The organism is Serratia sp. GW822-FHT06E05 (genome assembly GCF_058799445.1).
Window position 1 is genome coordinate 95,246 of sequence record NZ_JBXALM010000002.1, and the last position, 19,068, is coordinate 114,313.

A 19,068-nucleotide genomic window follows, 5' to 3' on the forward strand; every position below is an offset into this window, starting at 1 on the left:
CCAAAAGAATAAGGCGGCCGGAGCCGCCCTATTAAAATTTAACAACAAGCAAGCATTACTCGGTAACGATGGTTTGCACCTGCACTGGGCCAGGGTTGTACCAGCCATACCCCACGCCCCAACCGGGGCCCCAGGTACCGCTACGCCAGCCCCAGGGGCCCATCGGCGCCGGTGGCATCATCACCTGCTGAGACAGATGCCAGCGTTTGTAGCCAGTGGCATTCATGGTAACAAACTTGTACGGTGTCATGCCGATCTTGCCGTCTTTCACGCCGGTGATTGGCCCAACTACCGTCACTAACTGGCCCTTAAAATCAACCGGTTCCAGGAAGCCATTAACCGAGGCTATCAGACGACCCCGTGACGGCTCACCCAATATCGGCCGGGCGCCGGAATCGAGCGGCACGGCCGCAATTTCCAGTAACGTGCGCCCCTGCTCATTGGCAACGTTCACAACGGTACCGCCAAAGCGAGCTTCAGCCCCGACAAACAGGTTCGGCGCATTCTGTACCGAAGACAGCTGCTGCACCGGCGTTGCCGTGCTGCCTTTAATCGCATCAGGCACGGTTACGCAACCTGACAGCGCCAGCACGCTGCCGGCAATAGCCAGCAGCGACATTTTTTTACAAACAGTGCGGGTTAACATCGTCGCAATCTCCTGAAATGGCTGTAACTTTGACATCAATTCACGGAGCAAGTTGCAGATCATTCCTATCCCTATTGCCGCCAAAGCACAATAGGTTGCGGCTATTCGCGGCCCGGCAATTTTTTCCAGGTGACTTCATTACGCAAATAGGTCGGCTCGGCATTTTCTACCGCCACCGCCAAACCCTGTTGCCAGGCATGCAGCGCCAACGGCAGCATATCTTCCGCCTGCGGTAACAACATTTGCCCATCGCTCAGGGTTAACGTGGAACCGGCAACCAAATCCGGATAGGTTTGCCAGCCGGTGCCGACATGCGCCCAGTGGCCTTGCAGACCTTGCGCGCGCACCAGCGCCTGCGCCGGGGTAAGTACCGCTTCACCTTCACTTTCAAGCCAGTTACCGTCTTGCTGACGTTCAAACTGACCCCAGTAGACTTCGCCCATACGCGCATCTATCGCCGACAGCACACGGTCAGCCCCGGTGAGTCGCCAGGCGCCCTGCGCCATGGTTTGCAGCGTGGAAACGCCCAGCAAGGGCAAGTCGGCGCCCAGCGCCAAGCCCTGAGCAATGCCAATGCCGATACGCACGCCGGTAAAGCTGCCCGGCCCGCGGCCAAAAGCCAGCGCATCGAGCTGGCCAAGGGTGACCCCGGATTCCGCCAGCACCTGCTGCACCATAGGTAAAATACGTTGCGTATGCTCACGTGGGCACAGCTCAAACAGGGCGTGGATTTCGCCTTGATTCCAGATAGCAACGGAACAGGCTTCCGTCGCTGTATCGATCGCTAAAATTCGCGTGGACATGCCAACCTCAGGCGGGAAAAAAACAGGGTTTTTCATACAGGGCGCGCATTGTAGCACAGCCCTGGGGTCACGCCTATCCGCTAGCGATCTGCCTGCAGGAAGGCAATCGCCTGGGCGATATCGCGGGTACGCGGCGTCGGCGGCAGGCTATTGAGGAAAACTTCACCATAGGGGCGCATCACCAACCGATTGTCGCAAATCACCAGCACGCCGCGATCGTCGGTATCGCGGATCAGGCGTCCAACCCCCTGTTTCAGGGTAATGACCGCGTCCGGAAGTTGCACATCGTTAAACGGATCGCCACCACGTAACCGGCAGTCTTCAATCCGGGCTTTCAACAACGGATCGTCAGGTGAGGTAAACGGCAGTTTGTCGATAATCACGCACGACAATGCATCGCCGCGTACATCTACCCCCTCCCAGAAGCTGCTGGTCGCCACCAACAGGGCATTGCCGGCCTCGACAAACTGAGCCAGCAACTGCCCCTTGCTGGTTTCCCCCTGCAACAGCACCGGCAAGGTCATGGTGGCACGGAACTCTTCCGCCAGTTCCCGCATCATCTGGTGCGAAGTACAAAGGAAGAAGCAGCGGCCGTTATTGGCTTCAATCAGCGGCCGTAGCATGTGTGCCAATTGCCGCGCGCCGCCAGGCTGGTTTGGTGAGGGTAAAAAGCGCGGTACGCACAGCAAGGCCTGTTTGGCGTAATCGAATGGGCTGGCCAGCAGCAGCGTTTTGGCCTTATTCAACCCCAGACGCTCGGTAAAGTGGCCCATCTGCTCGTTAACCGACAGGGTTGCCGAGGTGAAAATCCAACTGCCCGGTTTTTCATCCAGCAACTCACGGAAACGATCGGCCACCGTCAGCGGCGTCAACGCCAGTACAAAGTGACGCGAGTTGCACTCATACCAATAGCTGAACCCCGGTTCATTGACCTCTTTCAAGCGTTTGAGACGGGCACGATATAACGTAGCGCGTTCAAAAGCCGCGTCCAACAAGGCCGAACGGCCAAGGGAAAGTTTGACCACGTCATAACACAGCTCCAGCGCATCATCGAGCAGCAGCAAGGCGCGTTGTACATTGGGCTGGCTCAGCACCTCGCGCAGGTTGCCGCGAAACCCTGGTTCTCCCAACATCAAACGAAAATCCTGCGTGCTTTGGCTGAGGCGGTCGGCGCTTTTTTGCAGCTGTGCGGCATCGCGCACTTCGGTGCGATAGGCAATGGAAATGTCTTTGGCCAGGTCCAGCAGTTGACGGCTGGTCAGTTGCTTACCGAAATACTGGCTGGCGATATCGGGGATCTGATGCGCTTCATCGAAGATCATCACATCGGCCTCAGGGATCAGTTCGGCAAAGCCGCCCTCCTTCACCACCATATCGGCCAGGAACAGATGGTGGTTCACCACCACCACATCGGCATCCATCGCACGACGACGCGCTTTGACCACAAAGCAATCTTTATACAACGGGCAATCGCTGCCCAGGCAGTTGTCGTTAGTGCTGGTCACCAGCGGCCAAACGAAGCTGTCTTCCGCCACGTCGCTGCAACTGCTGATGTCGCCCTCTTTGGTCATGGACGACCATTTGCGCAGATGGACCAGATCGATCAGCGTTTGCCCGGCCAACTCGCCGCCAGCCATCGACTGTTGCTCCAGACGTTCCAGACACAGGTAATTGGAGCGCCCTTTCAGCAGCGCCATCTTACCTTTGTACTTCAGTGCCTTGGCCACGGTGGGCAAATCGCGTGCATAAAGCTGATCCTGCAACGCTTTTGACCCGGTGGAAATAATCACTTTGCGATCGGCCCGCAGTGCCGGCACCAGATAGGCGTAGGTTTTGCCGGTACCGGTGCCCGCTTCGACCACCAGTTCCTGCTTGAAATTAATGGCTTCGGTGACCGCTTCCGCCATCTGCCGCTGTGCTTCACGCGGTTTGAAACCCTTGATTGCCTGCGCCAGGGCGCCGTCTGTTGCGAAATCGTCTGCCACGCTATCTCTCTGCCGATGTAATTCAGCGTTAATTATGCCTATCCTGCCGCACGGCTACCACCGACTTTATCGTCACACATTTCTGCCGATGGCTGTGTTACCCTTAACGCGATGATGATATGGAGATAATTGAATGAATATTGAACGAATTGATCCAGACAAACGTTGGTCCGAAGCCGTCGTTCACAACGACACCGTCTATTACACCAGCGTGCCGGAAAACCTGGATGATGACGCTACTGCCCAGACCGCGAACGCGCTGGCAGCAATTGACGTGATTCTGGCGCGCGTTGGGTCAGATAAAAGCCGGGTGCTGGACGCCACCATTTTTCTGGCCGACGATGCCGATTTTGCTGCCATGAACGGCGCCTGGGATGCCTGGGTAGTTGCGGGTAGCGCGCCGGTGCGCTGCACTGTGCAAGCCAAATTGATGAATCCGAAGTACAAGGTCGAAATCAAAATTATTGCTGCGGTATAAACGAAAAAACCGCAGACGATAACGCCTGCGGTTTTATTTTTATCTGCTGCTTAAGCCAGCTTGATGATCACCATACCTGCCAGCAACAACACCAAACCAATCCAGCCTTTGGCATTCAGGCGCTGACCGAACAGGATCCAGCCAGCGGCGATTGTCGCGGCAATACCGAAACCGCCCCACAATGCATAAGCCACCGACAGGTCTATCCCCTTCACCGCCTGTGCCAGAGCACTGAACGCCCCCAGCACCGACAGCAATGACAGCAGGCCTAACCAGATTTTACGGAAACCGTCTGACATCTTCAGGAAGATGTTGGCGACAATTTCCAACACAATCGCCAGTCCCAAGAACCCAATGTGGTACAACTCAAGCTGTTGCATGGTTGTCACCTCGCGGGCTGGCCTGTTTTCGTGGTTTGCGGGTACCGGACTTCACCAACAAGATCCCGGCGATCAACGTCACCAGACCCAGCACCTTCAAGGTCGAGATGGGCTCATCGAACCACAATACGCTGAACAAGGTAATAAACAGGATACCGATCCCTTCCCACAGCGCGTAAGCAACGCCAAGGGCAACGCGTTTAATCGCCAATGACAGCATGACGTATGATGCAGTGATCATCACATACATCACAATGTGACCGGTCATGCCGCCGCTCACGCTGGCGTATTTCATGGACAGGGTACCGATAATTTCGGCCACGATGGCCAAGCCTAAAAAGATCCAATAAATCATAATTTCTCTCCCAAACGGCGAATAACGCACGCTAAGGCATATTTATCCCGATTTATCTCGTCAGACAGGCGCAACGAGGCGCTGACGACGCAGAGATCCCTGGGGATAAACTGACCCAAACGTAATAAAGAAGTTTGCCCGGCTACGCGGAATGACGGAGGACTGAGCCTGTCACCAGCACCGGTTAAGGGAGAAAGACGCTATAGCTCGCTGCACCAGTGATGCTCACTGGCAAGGATGGCAGACAGGAAAAGCTGGCAAGTAGAGGTTCTGAGGGTAATTCCATTAGTTGTCATCATAATTATTCTCTATTCTCAGCCGCACATTATCTTGTTACACGGAGTGCGATTTGCCCAATATCCTCATCAAGTAAAATTTTCAACTGCGATAGTTGTACCATAGCCAAAAAAAGAAAGCAAACCGCCGTTTTCACAAAAACGAATAAAAAAAAGTTTAAAAATAAGAAAGTTAAGTAATTTAAAAATAAAAAAAGGCTCAACAAGTCGTTGAGCCTTCGTTTAGCGTGGTGCGGGCAAATAATCGTCAAACCCAGGCCCGGCGCGGGTTAGGCCGCAGCGCCGCTGACCGCGGTACGTGCCAGTTCGGTGATGCGAGCGTAATCGCCCTTTTCCAACGCATCGGCCGGAACCAACCAGGAACCGCCGATACACAACACGCTTTTCAGCGCCAGGTAATCACGGTAGTTGTTTGGCGTGATGCCCCCGGTCGGGCAGAAACGCACCTGGGGGAATGGACCACCGATCGCTTGCAACGCCTTCACGCCACCGTTGGCTTCCGCCGGGAAGAATTTGAACTCACGCAGCCCGTGATCCATACCCAGCATCAGCTCTGAAACAGTGCTAATACCCGGAATCAATGGAATCGTGCCTGCGGTTGCGGCCTTCAGCAGCGCGTCCGTCAGGCCGGGGCTGATGGCGAATTGCGCACCGGCCTCGGTCACTGCCTGCAACTGCTGCGGGTTGATCACCGTACCGGCACCGATAATTGCCTCCGGCACCTCTGCCGCGATAGCGCGGATTGCCTCCATGGCGCAGTCGGTGCGCAATGTGACTTCCAGCACGCGCACACCACCGGCTACCAGCGCCTTGGCCAGCGGCACCGCATGTTCCAGCTTGTTGATCACTATCACCGGAACCACCGGGCCTGCGGTCAGGATCTGTTCTGCGCTGGTTTTCCAGTTTTTCATCGTTACTTCTCCATTACTTACGGGTTATCAATGGCACGCCCCTGCCACAGGGCCCCACGCATTAAAGCGCAGGCGTCCGGCCGTACCCCAAGTGATGTTGCGCCCCGGTACTGCGGGCAAAAAAATGCCGGCAGATAAGCTGCCGGCAGGGTGATTACTCGAACTCGTTCCAGGAACGGCCGTCACGGGTGATCATCGCCACTGAAGCGACCGGGCCCCAGGTGCCGGATTGGTACGGCTTAGGTGCCTCGTTATCCGCTTTCCACGCGTCCATAATGGAGTCAACCCACTTCCAGGCTTCTTCCACTTCGTCGCGGCGCACGAACAGCGCCTGGATGCCACGCATGGTTTCCAGCAACAGACGCTCGTAGGCGTCAGCCACATGCTCCTGGTTGAAGGTTTCGGAGAAACTCAGATCCAGCTTGGTGGTTTGCAGACGGTGCTTGTGATCCAGACCCGGCACCTTGTTCAACACCTGAATTTCGATGCCTTCATCCGGCTGCAGACGAATGGTCAGTTTGTTCTGCGGCAACTGCTGGTAAGAATCGCTGAACAGGTTCAATGGCGGGTTCTTGAAGTAGACCACCACTTCGGAACATTTGGTCGGCAGACGCTTACCGGTACGCAGGTAGAATGGCACGCCGGCCCACTGCCAGTTGTCGATATCAACGCGGATTGAGACGAAGGTTTCAGTATTGCTGCTTTTGTTCGCCCCTTCTTCTTCCAGATAACCCGGCACCTTTTTGCCCTGCACGAAGCCAGCGGTGTACTGACCACGCACCGTGGTTTCACGTACATTGGTCTGATCGATGCGGCGCAGTGAACGCAGTACCTTCACTTTCTCGTCGCGAATACGGTCAGTCGTCAGGTCCGCCGGTGGCGACATGGCAATCATGGTCAGGATTTGCAACAGGTGGTTCTGGATCATGTCGCGCATCTGACCGGCCTGGTCAAAGTAGCCCCAGCGCCCTTCAATACCCACCTCTTCCGCTACGGTGATCTGTACGGAGTCGATGGTGCGGTTATCCCAGTTGGAGGCGAACAACGAGTTGGCGAAGCGCAGCGCCAGCAGGTTCAGTACCGTCTCTTTACCGAGATAATGGTCGATACGATAAACCTGGCTCTCGTTGAAATATTCCGCGACCTGATCGTTGATCACGCGTGAAGAAGCCAGATCGGTACCCAGCGGTTTTTCCATTACCACGCGCGCCGGCTCGTGGTTCAACTTGGCTTCGCCCAACCCTTTGCAAATCGCGCCAAAGGTGCTTGGCGGCATGGCAAAGTAGTTAATGGTGGTGCGATGTTTCTGGTCCAGCATTTTACCCAATTTGGTAAAATTCTTGCTGTCGTTCACATCCAGGTTGCAGAAATCCAGGCGCGCGCTCAGCGTCGCCCAGAGCTCGTCATCCAGTTTTTCTTTCATAAAGGTGCCAAGCGCTTCCTTGACCACCTTGATATAGGCTTCTTTATCCCACTCGGCACGGCCGACGCCGATGATGCGGGTATCCGGATGGATATGACCGGCTTTCTCTAACTGGTACAGGGAAGGCAACAGCTTACGACGCGCCAAATCGCCTTTCGCGCCGAAAATAACCAGGTCACACGCCTGGGCTGTAGAGGTTACCGCCATGTTCATCTCCTCGTTGCAGGATATTTGTAATTTTCTTACATTACTAATGTACTCTCTTTGACTACGGCCAGTAAACCCGGATCAAAAGTAGAAAAAAAGCCCCAGAAAATGCAGTGTTAAGCGCTACCGGCTCTAAACGTAGGTGCCCGAGCCAAAAACTGTAATTTTCTGTCTTTTTTGATGCTCTTTTACCATTATGAAAGTTAGACACAGGTCATGTTCTGATGAAAAAAGCCTGCATACCCTCTGTCGACACTGCCAACGGTTACCAGCACGTAGTATATTTCCATTAAACCGGCATTGATTTCTCCTTTGATTGAAATCGACATACCCTATGGATTTCAAGTTATAGCAACTGCCATCACCCCGCTGTAGCTTGAAATGCGACGGGTATAAACCATGAGTGACCCTCGTTATATGAATACGCTGGAAAAAATCCAGAGTCATCTGGAGCTGCTGAGCAAATCTGAACGGAAAGTCGCTGAGGTGATCCTGGCCTCCCCGCAGACCGCCATCCACTCCAGTATCGCGACGCTGGCCAGAATGGCAGACGTCAGCGAACCCACCGTCAACCGTTTTTGTCGCCGTCTCGATACCAAAGGCTTCCCCGATTTCAAACTGCATCTTGCCCAAAGCCTGGCCAATGGCACTCCGTACGTAAACCGTAACGTGGAGGAAGATGACAGCGTCGATGCCTATACCGGTAAAATATTCGAATCGGTGATGGCCAGTCTGGATACAGTAAAGGCAAATTTGGATATTGCCGCAATCAATCGTGCGGTTGATCTACTGACCCAGGCAAAAAAAATCTCTTTCTTCGGTTTGGGGGCCTCTGCGGCGGTCGCTCACGACGCGATGAACAAATTTTTTCGCTTTAATATCCCGGTGGTCTACTTCGACGATATCGTCATGCAACGTATGGGCTGCATGAATTCCAGCGAAGGGGACGTAGTGGTGTTAATCTCCCACACCGGTCGTACCAAAAACCTGGTGGAAATGGCGCAACTGGCGCGTGAAAACGACGCCACGGTTATCGCCATCACCTCACGCGATACCCCTCTGGCGCACGAGGCAACCCTGGCGTTGTTGCTTGATGTTCCCGAAGATACCGACGTTTATATGCCGATGGTGTCACGAATTGCGCAATTAACGCTCATAGACGTGCTCGCCACCGGATTTACCTTGCGCAGAGGGGCCAAATTCAGAGATAACTTGAAGCGGGTCAAGGAAGCGTTGAAAGAATCGCGCTTTGATAAGGGTGTCGTTATCCCCAACAATTTCGACTCGTAACCGATGTGAAAAAACCTGTCGTTCAAGATCATCTGGACGGCGGCATTAGAGGCAGTACCCTGTTAAAACGCTCATGCGGGTAACCCAGGTGAAACATCAGTGTAGTAAAATTACATTTCACTCCAGGTTTCGTTATCCGACGTTATCGCAACACCAATAATTTGCTTCACCAGTCAACGGAGTAATACATGTCCAGACGGCTCAGAAGAACCAAAATTGTTACCACCCTGGGTCCGGCTACTGACCGCGACAATAATCTGGAAAAGATCATTGCCGCAGGCGCAAACGTAGTTCGGCTAAACTTTTCCCACGGCACGGCAGAAGATCATCAGGCTCGCGCCGACAAAGTGCGCGAAATCGCTGCCAAGTTGGGACGTCACGTCGCTATTCTGGGTGACCTGCAAGGGCCGAAAATTCGTGTTTCCACCTTTAAGGAAGGCAAAATCTTCCTTAACATCGGTGATAAATTCCTGCTCGATGCCAACATGGCCAAGGGCGAAGGCGATAAAGAAAAGGTCGGTATCGACTATAAAGGCCTGCCTGCCGACGTGGTGCCGGGCGACGTACTGCTGCTGGACGACGGCCGCGTACAGTTGAAAGTGCTCGAAGTTCAGGGCATGAAAGTCTTTACCGAAGTGACCGTTGGCGGCCCGCTGTCCAACAACAAAGGCATTAACAAACTGGGTGGCGGCCTGTCCGCAGAAGCCCTTACCGAGAAAGACAAAGCCGATATCGTCACCGCAGCAAAAATCGGCGTCGATTATCTGGCGGTTTCCTTCCCGCGCACCGGCGAAGATCTGAACTATGCCCGCCGTCTGGCGCGCGATGCTGGCTGTCACGCCAAGATCGTTTCCAAGGTTGAGCGTGCCGAAGCCGTCTGCAGCGACGAAGCCATGGATGACATCATTCTGGCCTCCGATGTAGTGATGGTTGCCCGTGGCGATCTGGGCGTCGAAATCGGCGACCCTGAGCTGGTCGGCATCCAGAAAAAGCTGATCCGCCGTGCTCGCACCCTGAACCGTGCCGTGATCACCGCGACCCAGATGATGGAGTCGATGATCACCAACCCGATGCCGACCCGGGCCGAAGTAATGGACGTGGCGAACGCCGTGCTGGACGGCACCGACGCCGTGATGCTGTCTGCCGAAACCGCTGCTGGTCAATACCCGGCCGAAACCGTAGCCGCAATGGCGCGCGTTTGCCTGGGCGCGGAGAAGATCCCAAGCATCAATGTGTCCAAGCACCGCCTGGACGTACAGTTCGACAACATTGAAGAGGCTATCGCCATGTCTTCAATGTACGCAGCCAACCACCTGAAAGGTGTTACCGCGCTGATTGCCATGACCGAATCCGGCCGTACCGCACTGATGATGTCACGCATCAGCTCCGGCCTGCCTATCTTCGCCATGTCGCGCCATGAACACACGCTGAACCTGACCGCACTCTATCGCGGCGTGACCCCGGTGTACTTCGACAGCCATAACGACGGTGTTATCGCCGCCAATGACGCGGTTAACCGCCTGCGTGATAAAGGCTTCCTGGTCTCGGGTGACCTGGTGATCGTCACCCAGGGTGACGTGATGGAAACCGTTGGCACCACCAACACCAGCCGTATACTGCGCGTCGAGTAATCTGTCCTGCCGCCGGCCGTTAACGCGGCCGGCATTTTTTCCCGCACCGCCCTTTCCTCCTGTTAAACTCGTCGCCTGTCGCCACCATGGCAAACGGAGAGGCTTCGATGCTTCATCAACACCCACAGCAAAACCGCACGGCACAAAGTCTGGATCTGGACGGTCAGGGGCTGGAAAATCTGGACGATACCTGTCTACAAGGCAACTCACTGCTAAAAATCAGTCTGTATAACAATCGGCTTCGGCAATTCCCACGGCAGATTTTGCAGCATGCCGATCTGCAGGTGTTGAACATCTCTTGCAACCAACTCAGCGAACTGCCAACTGAAATAGGCCTGTTGAAACAGCTGGCCATGCTCGATTGCGGCCATAACCAGGCCAACCAGATACCGGCCGGTATCGGTGAGCTGCGTGAACTGACTTATTTATACCTCAGCGATAACGCCTTTCGCGATCTGCCCCTCGAACTGGGGCGGTTACATAAACTGCGGTATTTGAATGCGACAGATAACCAACTGAGCGAATTGCCTACGGCAATCGTGCAACTCGGCGCGCTGCAGGAACTGCGGCTTTACAATAACCAGATTGCCTCGTTACCTGAGACGTTCGGCCAGTTGACCGCCCTGCGGGAACTGCACCTGATGAATAATCGTCTGGTTGCACTACCAGAGCAAATAGCCCAGCTCTCTGCGCTGAGGGTGCTGGATGTGGAAAATAACGCTATCAGCCAGCTGCCAACCACTTTGGGTCGGCTGGCCAACCTGACTCACCTCAACCTCAGAACCAACCGCCTGCAACAGCTACCGACGTCTTTTGGTCAGCTTAAGGCACTGACCACGTTGGATCTGCGCGCTAACTGCCTAAGCGCCCTGCCTGACAGCTTGGTCGAGTTAACCCAGTTACAGCGGTTGGATCTGCGCTGGAACAACTTTACCGAAATGCCTGCCGTGCTGGAGCCGCTGATTGCCCAAGGTTGCCTGGTGCATATTTGAACCGTCAGAAACAGCAAGGGCCAGTCACCCGAAGATGACTGACCCTTGCCTGACGCCAAAACTGAGCTTAGCGGTATAAATCGTCGCGTGAATAGGGTTCGATTTCCCCTTCTTTACGCGTTTTAAGCAGTTTGAGGATCCAGGTGTACTGTTCCGGGTTGGGACCTACCAGATTCTCCACTTCTTCATTCATCCGGCGGGCAATGGTGCGATCGTCGGCCGTCGCCAGGTCGTCCATCGGCGGTCGTATATGGATATCCAGCATGCTGGTTTTACCGTCATAGACCGGGAACAGCGGCACAATGGCCGCACGACAGACCTTCATCAGACGCCCGACCGCAGGCAGCGTCGCTTTATAGGTCGCAAAGAAGTCCACGAATTCGCTGTGTTCTGCTCCGTGATCCTGGTCCGGCAGATAATAGCCCCAATACCCCTGACGCACAGAACTGATAAACGGCTTGATACCGTCATTACGCGCGTGCATGCGACCGCCGAACTTGCGACGTATGGTGTTCCACAGATAATCGACCAGCGGGTTGCTTTGGTTATGGAACATCGCCGCCATCGGCTGACCACGAGCTGCCATCAGCATCGCAGGAACATCCACCGCCCACCCGTGTGGTACCAGGAAAATCACGTTACGCCCTTCTTCACGGATTTTATCCAGCACCTCTTCACCGTGCCAGCGAACGCGCTTCAACACTTTCTCAGGTTGGGTACAGGCCAGCTCCGCCATCAAGATCATCGATTGCGGTGCGGTGGCGAACATCTCGTCGATGATATGTTCACGCTCGTTTTCCGGCAGCTCAGGCAGGCAGTACAACAGGTTGATGCGCGCACGGCGTCGAGCGCCTTTTGCCACCTTGCCGGCCAGTTTACCTACGGCGCCGAGCACAGGATCGCGCAGACGTGCAGGCACCAGTGAAATACCGGCCATTAACCCGGTTCCCAGCCAAACGCCCCAGTAGCGCGGATGGTAAAAGGCTTTCTGAAATTGCGGAATGAACTCTAGGTTCGATTTTTTCTCGTTTTGCATGCACAAGCTCTTAACATAGCGGTTCGGCTAATCATAATTGCAAAGGGTGATTTTGCAATTCACAACGGCGAAGCACCAATATAAAACAACATCGGCCCGTAATCAGGCCGATGGAATCACTGGCGCGGTAACGCGCCGGGGCAAAGGGATCAATCCAGCTGCAGCTGAGGCACCACTTCTTTCACCTGCGCCAGATAATCGCTGCGATCTTTACCGCTTAGCCCTTCTGAACGCGGCAGTTTCGCCGTCAGCGGGTTGACCGCCTGCTGGTTGGTCCACATTTCGAAGTGCAGATGCGGGCCGGTTGAGCGCCCGGTGTTGCCGGATAGCGCGATGCGATCACCCCGTTTCACCTTCTGGCCTGGCTTAACCAACAGCTTTTTCAGGTGCATATAACGCGTGGTGTACTGGCGACCATGGCGGATGGCCACGTAGTTGCCCGCGGCGCCGCTGCGTTTGGCGATCAACACTTCGCCGTCGCCCACTGCCAGCACCGGAGTACCGACCGGCATCGCGAAGTCGACGCCTTTGTGCGGCGCAATGCGCCCGGTGACCGGATTCACCCGGCGTGGGTTGAAGTTTGAAGAGATGCGGAACTGCTTCATGGTTGGGAAACGCATAAAGCCGCGCGCCAGGCCCGAGCCCTGACGATCGTAGAATTTACCGTCTTCGGCACGGATGGCGTAATAGTCTTTGCCGCCGGTGCGCATACGCACACCCAGCAGCTGGCTTTGTGCGCTCTTGCCGTCAAAGTGTTCGCGGGACATCAGTACCGAGAACTGATCCCCTTTGCGCAGTTTGCGGAAATCCAACTGCCACTGCAGCGCTTTGATCACCGCATTGATTTCAGCACGGCTCAGACCGGCATCGCCGGCGCTGCTGACGAAGCTGCCGTTCAGACGACCGCTGATCACATTGTTGCGCCATTCGCCCTGCTGCGACTCCTGGGTTTCTTTGAAGTTGTTACCTACGCGGTCATAGGTGCGGGTTTCACGCCGGGAAACTTCCCAAGTCAAACGCTGCAGATCGCCGGCATCGTTCACCGTCCATGACAGCTGCTGGCCAATTTTCAGATTACGCAGATCGCGGTTTTGCGATGCCAACAACGTGACATCCGACATATCTATGCCGTATTGGGTCAGAATGCTGCCCAGCGTATCACCGGTAGAAACAACATATTCATGCACGCCATCCTCGCCGGCGACCTTTTGGTCCAGCTCATCCTGTGGGATGTCATCATCGGGGGTGGCTTGGTCGAGATCGATCGGTTCGCTGGCTTCTGGCAGCAAGGAGCGTAACTGGCTGGATTCTAACTCAATGCTTTTAACGATGGGGTTATGTTCTGGGTGATAAACAAAAGGCCGCCAGACGGCAACGGCCAATGTAACCACTGTCAGCGACCCCAGCATGACGCGGTGGGGCCGTGGCAGATTGTTATACGCCAGAGCGATAGTTCGGACTATCTGCTGCACTCGATTTTATCCTCATAATCTTTACTTCAGGCAGCTCACGTACTGGTTTGACAGCTGAGTCAGGAAGTTCCCGTAGCTGTCTTTCCCCAGTGCGATGCCGGTGCCCAGCGGGTCCAGCGTTCCAGAACGCACTTTGGTCCCTTTGGCAACGGCATTGATTACGGCCGGCCTGAATTGTGGCTCAGCAAAAACGCAGACTGCTTTCTGCTCAACCAACTGTGTTCGAATTTGGTGTAAGCGCTGTGCTCCAGGTTGGATTTCGGGATTCACGGTGAAATGGCCCAGCGGGCTCAAACCGAAATGTTTCTCAAAATAGCCGTAAGCATCATGAAAAACAAAATATCCTTTGCCTTGCACAGGCTTGAGCATGTTACCAACATTTTTGTCAGTTTGCGTCAGTAGATTCTCGAACTGGCGCAGGTTTGCGTCTAATTTGTCCTTATTCTGTGGCATAAGTTCCAATAACCTGTCGTGAATCGCGATCGCGGTCACTTTTGCCACTTCCGGAGACAGCCAAACGTGCATGTTATATTCGCCATGATGGTGCCCATCGCCCTCATCGTGATCGGCATGATTATGCGCATCCGTTGCATGATCATGGTCGTGTTCATGCTCATGATCGTCGTCTTCGCCCTTCATCAACAGCGGTTTTACTCCGCTCAGTTCGCTGATGGCCAATTGACGATTAGCCGACACCGGCGTTAGGGATTTGGTCAGAAAAGCTTCCATATCAGGGCCTACCCACACCACCAGATCGGCGGCACGCAGGCGTTGGATATCAGAAGGTCGCAAGGCGAAATCGTGCGGCGAGGCGCCATCCGGCAGCAGCACCTCGGTCGGCGTTACGCCATCGGCGATAGCGGAGGCGATAAAGCCCAGTGGGCGAACGGATGTCACTACCGCCGCAGAGGCGCTGCTCAGCGGTCCGGCCATCATCAGTGCGCTAGCCAGCAACGTGCGCTGCAGCCATTTATTTTTATGTACCATTATCAGTAATCCCGTCGTTTTCATCAGCGAGGCGTGATATTATAACATTCGGTTAGTTCTGCAAAATGTAATCATGAGATGTCCACACTGACAACGCTAAAAAATATCTCCGTCTCCTTTGGTAACCGTAAGGTGCTGTCGAATATTTCGCTCAGCCTTCAACCGGGCCGTATTCTGACGCTGCTCGGCCCAAACGGCGCGGGCAAATCCACGCTGGTGCGCGTGGTACTCGGGCTGGTTGCGCCAACGGAAGGTACGCTGGAACGCGAACCGGGTCTGCGTATCGGTTACGTGCCGCAAAAACTGCACCTCGACGCCACCCTGCCACTCACCGTAAGCCGCTTTATGCGCCTGAAACCCGGCGTCAAGAAAGCCGATATTCTGCCCGCGCTGAAACGCGTGCACGCAGCGCACCTGCTCGATCAGCCGATGCAAAAACTCTCCGGTGGCGAGAATCAGCGCGTACTGCTCGCGCGGGCGCTGCTGAACAAACCGCAACTGCTGGTGCTGGATGAGCCAACGCAAGGGGTTGACGTCAACGGCCAACTGGCGCTGTACGATCTTATCGACCAACTGCGCAAAGAACTGGGTTGCGCGGTTCTGATGGTGTCCCATGACCTGCATCTGGTCATGGCGAAAACCGATGAAGTGTTATGCCTCAACCAACACATCTGCTGTTCCGGCGCACCGGAAGTGGTCTCGATGCATCCTGAATTTATCGCCATGTTTGGCAACCGCGGTGCGGAACAATTGGCGGTCTATCGTCACCACCATAATCACCGTCACGACCTGCAAGGACGAATTGTGTTGAAGAAAACCGGGGGCCGTGAGGCATGATCGAACTGTTATTACCCGGCTGGCTGGCCGGGGTGTTATTGGCCGCCGCTGCCGGTCCATTGGGCTCCTTTGTGGTCTGGCGCCGGATGTCCTATTTCGGCGATACCCTGGCACACGCCTCTTTGCTGGGTGTGGCCTTCGGGCTGCTGCTGGACGTGAATCCTTTCTATGCGGTGATTGCCGTGACGCTGGTGCTGGCGCTGGTGCTGGTGTGGCTGGAGCGTCGTCCGCAACTTTCCGTTGACACCCTGCTCGGCATTATGGCGCACAGTGCACTGTCGTTGGGGTTGGTGGTGGTGGCGCTGATGTCCAACGTGCGGGTCGACCTGATGGCCTATCTGTTTGGCGACCTGCTGTCGGTTACCTTCACCGATATCTGGATGATTGCCATTGGGGTCAGCGTCGTGCTGTTGATCCTGTGGTGGCAGTGGCGCAACCTGCTGTCGATGACCGTCAGCCCAGAGCTGGCACATGTTGACGGGGTCAATCTGGTCCGTGCTCGTACCGTACTGATGCTGGTTACCGCCCTGACCATTGGTCTGGCGATGAAATTCGTCGGCGCGCTGATCATCACCTCACTGCTGATTATTCCGGCCGCTACCGCACGGCGCTTTGCCCGAACCCCCGAGCAAATGGCCGCCTACGCGGTGCTGGTGGGTGTGCTGGCAGTGACCGGTGGATTGGCCTTCTCGGCATTTTACGATACCCCGGCCGGCCCATCGGTGGTACTGAGTGCGGCGGTGCTGTTCGTCCTTAGCTTATCCAGGAAGCAGCAAGCCTGATCTCCCTCTCGCAGATAGCAAAAGGGCCGCAATTAGCGGCCCTTTTTAATGCGGATTACGGCGTAATATTTACTCTTCGCGCACCATGCCAAAGTGCTTATAGGCATGATTGGTGGCCATGCGCCCGCGCGGCGTGCGCTGGATGAAACCTTGCTGGATCAGAAACGGCTCGATCACGTCCTCGATAGTTTCCCTTTCCTCGCCGATCGCTGCCGCCAGGTTATCCAGGCCCACAGGGCCGCCGGTGAACTTGTCGATTATCGCCAGCAACAGTTTGCGGTCCATGTAATCGAAGCCTTCGGCGTCAACGTTCAACATATCCAGCGCCTGCATCGCCACCTCGCCATTGATCACGCCATTGGCGCGGACTTCGGCAAAATCGCGTACCCGACGCAGCAAACGGTTGGCGATACGCGGTGTACCGCGCGCACGGCGAGCCACTTCATGTGCGCCCTCGTCCGACAGATCCAGCCCCAGACAGTTAGCGCTGCGTGAAACGATGTGCTGCAGATCGGCAACCTGATAAAACTCCAGACGCTGCACAATGCCGAAGCGATCGCGCAGTGGCGAAGTCAGGGAACCGGCGCGGGTGGTTGCCCCCACCAGCGTGAACGGAGGCAAATCGAGTTTGATCGAGCGTGCTGCCGGGCCTTCACCGATCATGATATCCAGTTGGTAATCTTCCATCGCCGGATACAGCACTTCTTCCACTACCGGAGACAGACGGTGGATTTCATCGATAAAAAGAACGTCGTGCGGTTCCAGGTTGGTCAGCATCGCCGCCAGATCGCCCGCCTTTTCCAGCACCGGCCCGGAGGTGGTGCGCAGGTTAACGCCCATTTCATTGGCAACGATGTTGGCCAGCGTGGTTTTCCCCAACCCGGGCGGGCCGAAGATCAGCAAATGGTCCAGAGCGTCGCCACGCTGCTTGGCAGCCTGAATAAAGATTTCCATCTGCTCGCGGACATGCGGCTGACCGACATACTCCGTCAGCAGCTTCGGCCGGATGGCGCGATCAAGAATTTCTTCTTCATTGATCGGCTCGGCAGAAATCAGGCGATCGGCTTCAATCATTCTCTACCCCTTATCGGCGCTTACAGCGCGGCACGCAGCGCGTCGCGGATCAGGGTTTCGCAATCTGCACCCGGCTTGGCGATTTTACTGACCATGCGACTGGCCTCCTGCGGTTTGTAGCCCAGCGCCACCAGCGCAGAGGCCGCTTCGGCTTCCGCATCCAGTTCGGCCGCTTTCGCCGCTGTGGCTGGAAGCGTGATTTCGCTGCTGCTGTTAAACAGATCGCCATTAAGCCCTTTGAAGCGGTCTTTCATTTCGACCACCAGGCGCTCTGCGGTTTTCTTGCCTACGCCCGGCAATTTTATCAGCGACGTGATCTCTTCACGCTCAACCGCGCTGACAAACTGCTGCGCTGACATGCCGGACAGAATAGCCAGCGCCAGCTTAGGGCCAACGCCGTTCACTTTAATCAGTTCGCGAAACAGCGCGCGCTCTTGTTTATCGTTGAAGCCATACAGCAGTTGGGCATCTTCGCGCACCACAAATTGGGTAAACACGATAGCCTCTTGCCCCAGCTCGGGCAGTTCATAAAAGCAGGTCATCGGCATATGCACTTCATAGCCCACGCCGTTTGCCTCCAGTAATACCAGTGGCGGTTGCTTTTCCAGAATATAACCTCTGAGACGACCTATCATTTACCCTCCTGCTGAATTCCTGAGCATGACCTTCTGCCATGCCGTGCTGCTAAAGCTTATAACATAAAAAAGGCTGGATGAATATCCAGCCTCATACTGCTGACAAAGTCCTCTACATTTAACATCAGCGATCTGAGTGCTAATAAAAACAAAGGATGATGTCTACAGGTTTACCCCAAACATCCGAAAACCACGCTTTTCGGGTGTTTGTCATCAAACTAAGGCTGGATGAATATCCAGCCTCGGAACTGATTAAGCGTTACTTTAAACGTCCACGCGCCAGGTTCAATCGCCCTTCGCTCATCCGCAGCACGTTTTGGCTGAGGTGACAGTGGGTAATGGCGATCGCCAGCGCATCGGCGGCATCGGCCTGAGGATTGGCCGACAACTTAAGCAGCGAGCGCACCATATGCTGCACCTGTGCTTTTTCGGCCGCGCCAGTACCGACCACTGTTTGTTTAACCTGACGTGCCGCATACTCAAACACTTCCAAATTCTGGTTCACGGCAGCAACAATAGCCACGCCGCGCGCCTGCCCAAGCTTGAGCGCCGAATCCGGGTTTTTCGCCATAAACACCTGTTCAATAGCGAAAAAGTCTGGTTTAAACTGGGTAATGATTTCACTGACGCCCGCGTAAATCAGCTTTAAGCGCGTCGGCATGTCATCCACTACGGTACGAATACAGCCGCTGGCAATATAGCTCAACTGGCGGCCCTGCTGACGAATCAGGCCGTAACCGGTGACGCGCGATCCGGGATCGATACCGAGTATGATCGTCATCCCTACACCCACCTTGCGTTAAGCATTAACTTCGCCAGGCGCTGCCACAAGACAGCGCCGTACTTCA

The 19,068-nt window shown here is 55.3% G+C and carries 19 protein-coding genes; 6 read left to right on the top strand and 13 right to left on the bottom strand.

Annotated features, from left to right (window positions below; translation table 11 throughout):
- Positions 1-55 precede the first annotated feature (55 nt).
- The 3 genes from AC1RKC_RS08025 to yoaA form a co-directional block, all read right to left on the bottom strand.
- On the bottom strand, positions 56-646 hold the full coding sequence (locus AC1RKC_RS08025) for a Slp family lipoprotein (protein ID WP_041415437.1): 591 nt from the start codon (positions 644-646) through the stop codon (positions 56-58).
- Positions 647-747: 101 nt separating this feature from the next.
- Complete coding sequence (gene tsaB, locus AC1RKC_RS08030) at positions 748-1,449, bottom strand: tRNA (adenosine(37)-N6)-threonylcarbamoyltransferase complex dimerization subunit type 1 TsaB (RefSeq protein ID WP_041415440.1); 702 nt, start codon at positions 1,447-1,449, stop codon at positions 748-750.
- A gap of 80 nt (positions 1,450-1,529) precedes the next feature.
- Positions 1,530-3,434 carry a DNA repair helicase YoaA gene (gene yoaA, locus AC1RKC_RS08035; protein ID WP_261135448.1) on the bottom strand — a complete coding sequence of 635 codons (1,905 nt, stop codon included), beginning with the start codon at positions 3,432-3,434 and terminating at the stop codon, positions 1,530-1,532.
- Between the two features lie 133 nt (positions 3,435-3,567).
- Here yoaA and AC1RKC_RS08040 point away from each other — a divergent pair, with 133 nt between their 5' ends.
- Positions 3,568-3,912 carry a RidA family protein gene (locus tag AC1RKC_RS08040; RefSeq protein ID WP_493092373.1) on the top strand — a complete coding sequence of 115 codons (345 nt, stop codon included), beginning with the start codon at positions 3,568-3,570 and terminating at the stop codon, positions 3,910-3,912.
- A 50-nt stretch (positions 3,913-3,962) separates the two neighbouring features.
- On the opposite strand, the gene mdtI is transcribed toward AC1RKC_RS08040, so the two are convergent.
- The 4 genes from mdtI to zwf all read right to left on the bottom strand — a co-directional run bounded on the left by mdtI (position 3,963) and on the right by zwf (position 7,484).
- Complete coding sequence (mdtI, locus tag AC1RKC_RS08045; protein WP_020827249.1) at positions 3,963-4,292, bottom strand: multidrug/spermidine efflux SMR transporter subunit MdtI; 330 nt, start codon at positions 4,290-4,292, stop codon at positions 3,963-3,965.
- Complete coding sequence (gene mdtJ / locus AC1RKC_RS08050) at positions 4,279-4,647, bottom strand: multidrug/spermidine efflux SMR transporter subunit MdtJ (RefSeq protein ID WP_020827250.1); 369 nt, start codon at positions 4,645-4,647, stop codon at positions 4,279-4,281. The genes mdtI and mdtJ overlap by 14 nt, the downstream gene beginning before the upstream one ends.
- A gap of 565 nt (positions 4,648-5,212) precedes the next feature.
- Positions 5,213-5,854, bottom strand: a complete 642-nt coding sequence (locus tag AC1RKC_RS08055; protein WP_129982734.1) for a bifunctional 4-hydroxy-2-oxoglutarate aldolase/2-dehydro-3-deoxy-phosphogluconate aldolase — start codon at positions 5,852-5,854, stop codon at positions 5,213-5,215.
- A gap of 154 nt (positions 5,855-6,008) precedes the next feature.
- A complete protein-coding gene (gene zwf / locus AC1RKC_RS08060; RefSeq protein ID WP_020827252.1) occupies positions 6,009-7,484 on the bottom strand; it encodes a glucose-6-phosphate dehydrogenase in 1,476 nt (491 codons plus the stop codon).
- A gap of 417 nt (positions 7,485-7,901) precedes the next feature.
- On the opposite strand from zwf, the gene AC1RKC_RS08065 reads away from it, so the two are divergent.
- From AC1RKC_RS08065 to AC1RKC_RS08075, 3 genes are all read left to right on the top strand, one after another.
- Entirely contained in the window at positions 7,902-8,774 is an 873-nt protein-coding gene (locus AC1RKC_RS08065; RefSeq protein ID WP_020827253.1) for a MurR/RpiR family transcriptional regulator, read from the top strand.
- Positions 8,775-8,962: 188 nt separating this feature from the next.
- Positions 8,963-10,405, top strand: coding sequence for a pyruvate kinase (gene pyk, locus AC1RKC_RS08070; RefSeq protein ID WP_020827254.1), 1,443 nt, complete (start codon positions 8,963-8,965; stop codon positions 10,403-10,405).
- A 107-nt stretch (positions 10,406-10,512) separates the two neighbouring features.
- On the top strand, positions 10,513-11,397 hold the full coding sequence (locus AC1RKC_RS08075) for a leucine-rich repeat domain-containing protein (RefSeq protein ID WP_261135450.1): 885 nt from the start codon (positions 10,513-10,515) through the stop codon (positions 11,395-11,397).
- Between the two features lie 67 nt (positions 11,398-11,464).
- On the opposite strand, the gene lpxM is transcribed toward AC1RKC_RS08075, so the two are convergent.
- The 3 genes from lpxM to znuA form a co-directional block, all read right to left on the bottom strand.
- Entirely contained in the window at positions 11,465-12,433 is a 969-nt protein-coding gene (gene lpxM, locus AC1RKC_RS08080) for a lauroyl-Kdo(2)-lipid IV(A) myristoyltransferase (RefSeq protein ID WP_261447830.1), read from the bottom strand.
- Between the two features lie 149 nt (positions 12,434-12,582).
- Positions 12,583-13,905 carry a murein DD-endopeptidase MepM gene (gene mepM / locus AC1RKC_RS08085; RefSeq protein WP_041414635.1) on the bottom strand — a complete coding sequence of 441 codons (1,323 nt, stop codon included), beginning with the start codon at positions 13,903-13,905 and terminating at the stop codon, positions 12,583-12,585.
- A gap of 21 nt (positions 13,906-13,926) precedes the next feature.
- Complete coding sequence (gene znuA / locus AC1RKC_RS08090; protein ID WP_493092372.1) at positions 13,927-14,892, bottom strand: zinc ABC transporter substrate-binding protein ZnuA; 966 nt, start codon at positions 14,890-14,892, stop codon at positions 13,927-13,929.
- A gap of 78 nt (positions 14,893-14,970) precedes the next feature.
- On the opposite strand from znuA, the gene znuC reads away from it, so the two are divergent.
- The gene (gene znuC, locus AC1RKC_RS08095; RefSeq protein ID WP_020827259.1) at positions 14,971-15,729 is read left to right on the top strand and encodes a zinc ABC transporter ATP-binding protein ZnuC; all 759 of its coding nucleotides are present in this window, start codon (positions 14,971-14,973) and stop codon (positions 15,727-15,729) included.
- On the top strand, positions 15,726-16,511 hold the full coding sequence (gene znuB / locus AC1RKC_RS08100; RefSeq protein WP_020827260.1) for a zinc ABC transporter permease subunit ZnuB: 786 nt from the start codon (positions 15,726-15,728) through the stop codon (positions 16,509-16,511). The genes znuC and znuB overlap by 4 nt, the downstream gene beginning before the upstream one ends.
- Before the next feature lie 69 nt (positions 16,512-16,580).
- On the opposite strand, the gene ruvB is transcribed toward znuB, so the two are convergent.
- The 3 genes from ruvB to ruvC form a co-directional block, all read right to left on the bottom strand.
- Entirely contained in the window at positions 16,581-17,585 is a 1,005-nt protein-coding gene (gene ruvB, locus AC1RKC_RS08105) for a Holliday junction branch migration DNA helicase RuvB (RefSeq protein ID WP_020827261.1), read from the bottom strand.
- A 20-nt stretch (positions 17,586-17,605) separates the two neighbouring features.
- Positions 17,606-18,220: a Holliday junction branch migration protein RuvA gene (ruvA, locus tag AC1RKC_RS08110; protein ID WP_020827262.1), complete on the bottom strand. Its 615-nt coding sequence runs from the start codon at positions 18,218-18,220 to the stop codon at positions 17,606-17,608.
- A gap of 259 nt (positions 18,221-18,479) precedes the next feature.
- Positions 18,480-19,001: a crossover junction endodeoxyribonuclease RuvC gene (gene ruvC, locus AC1RKC_RS08115; protein ID WP_020827263.1), complete on the bottom strand. Its 522-nt coding sequence runs from the start codon at positions 18,999-19,001 to the stop codon at positions 18,480-18,482.
- Positions 19,002-19,068: the final 67 nt, after the last annotated feature.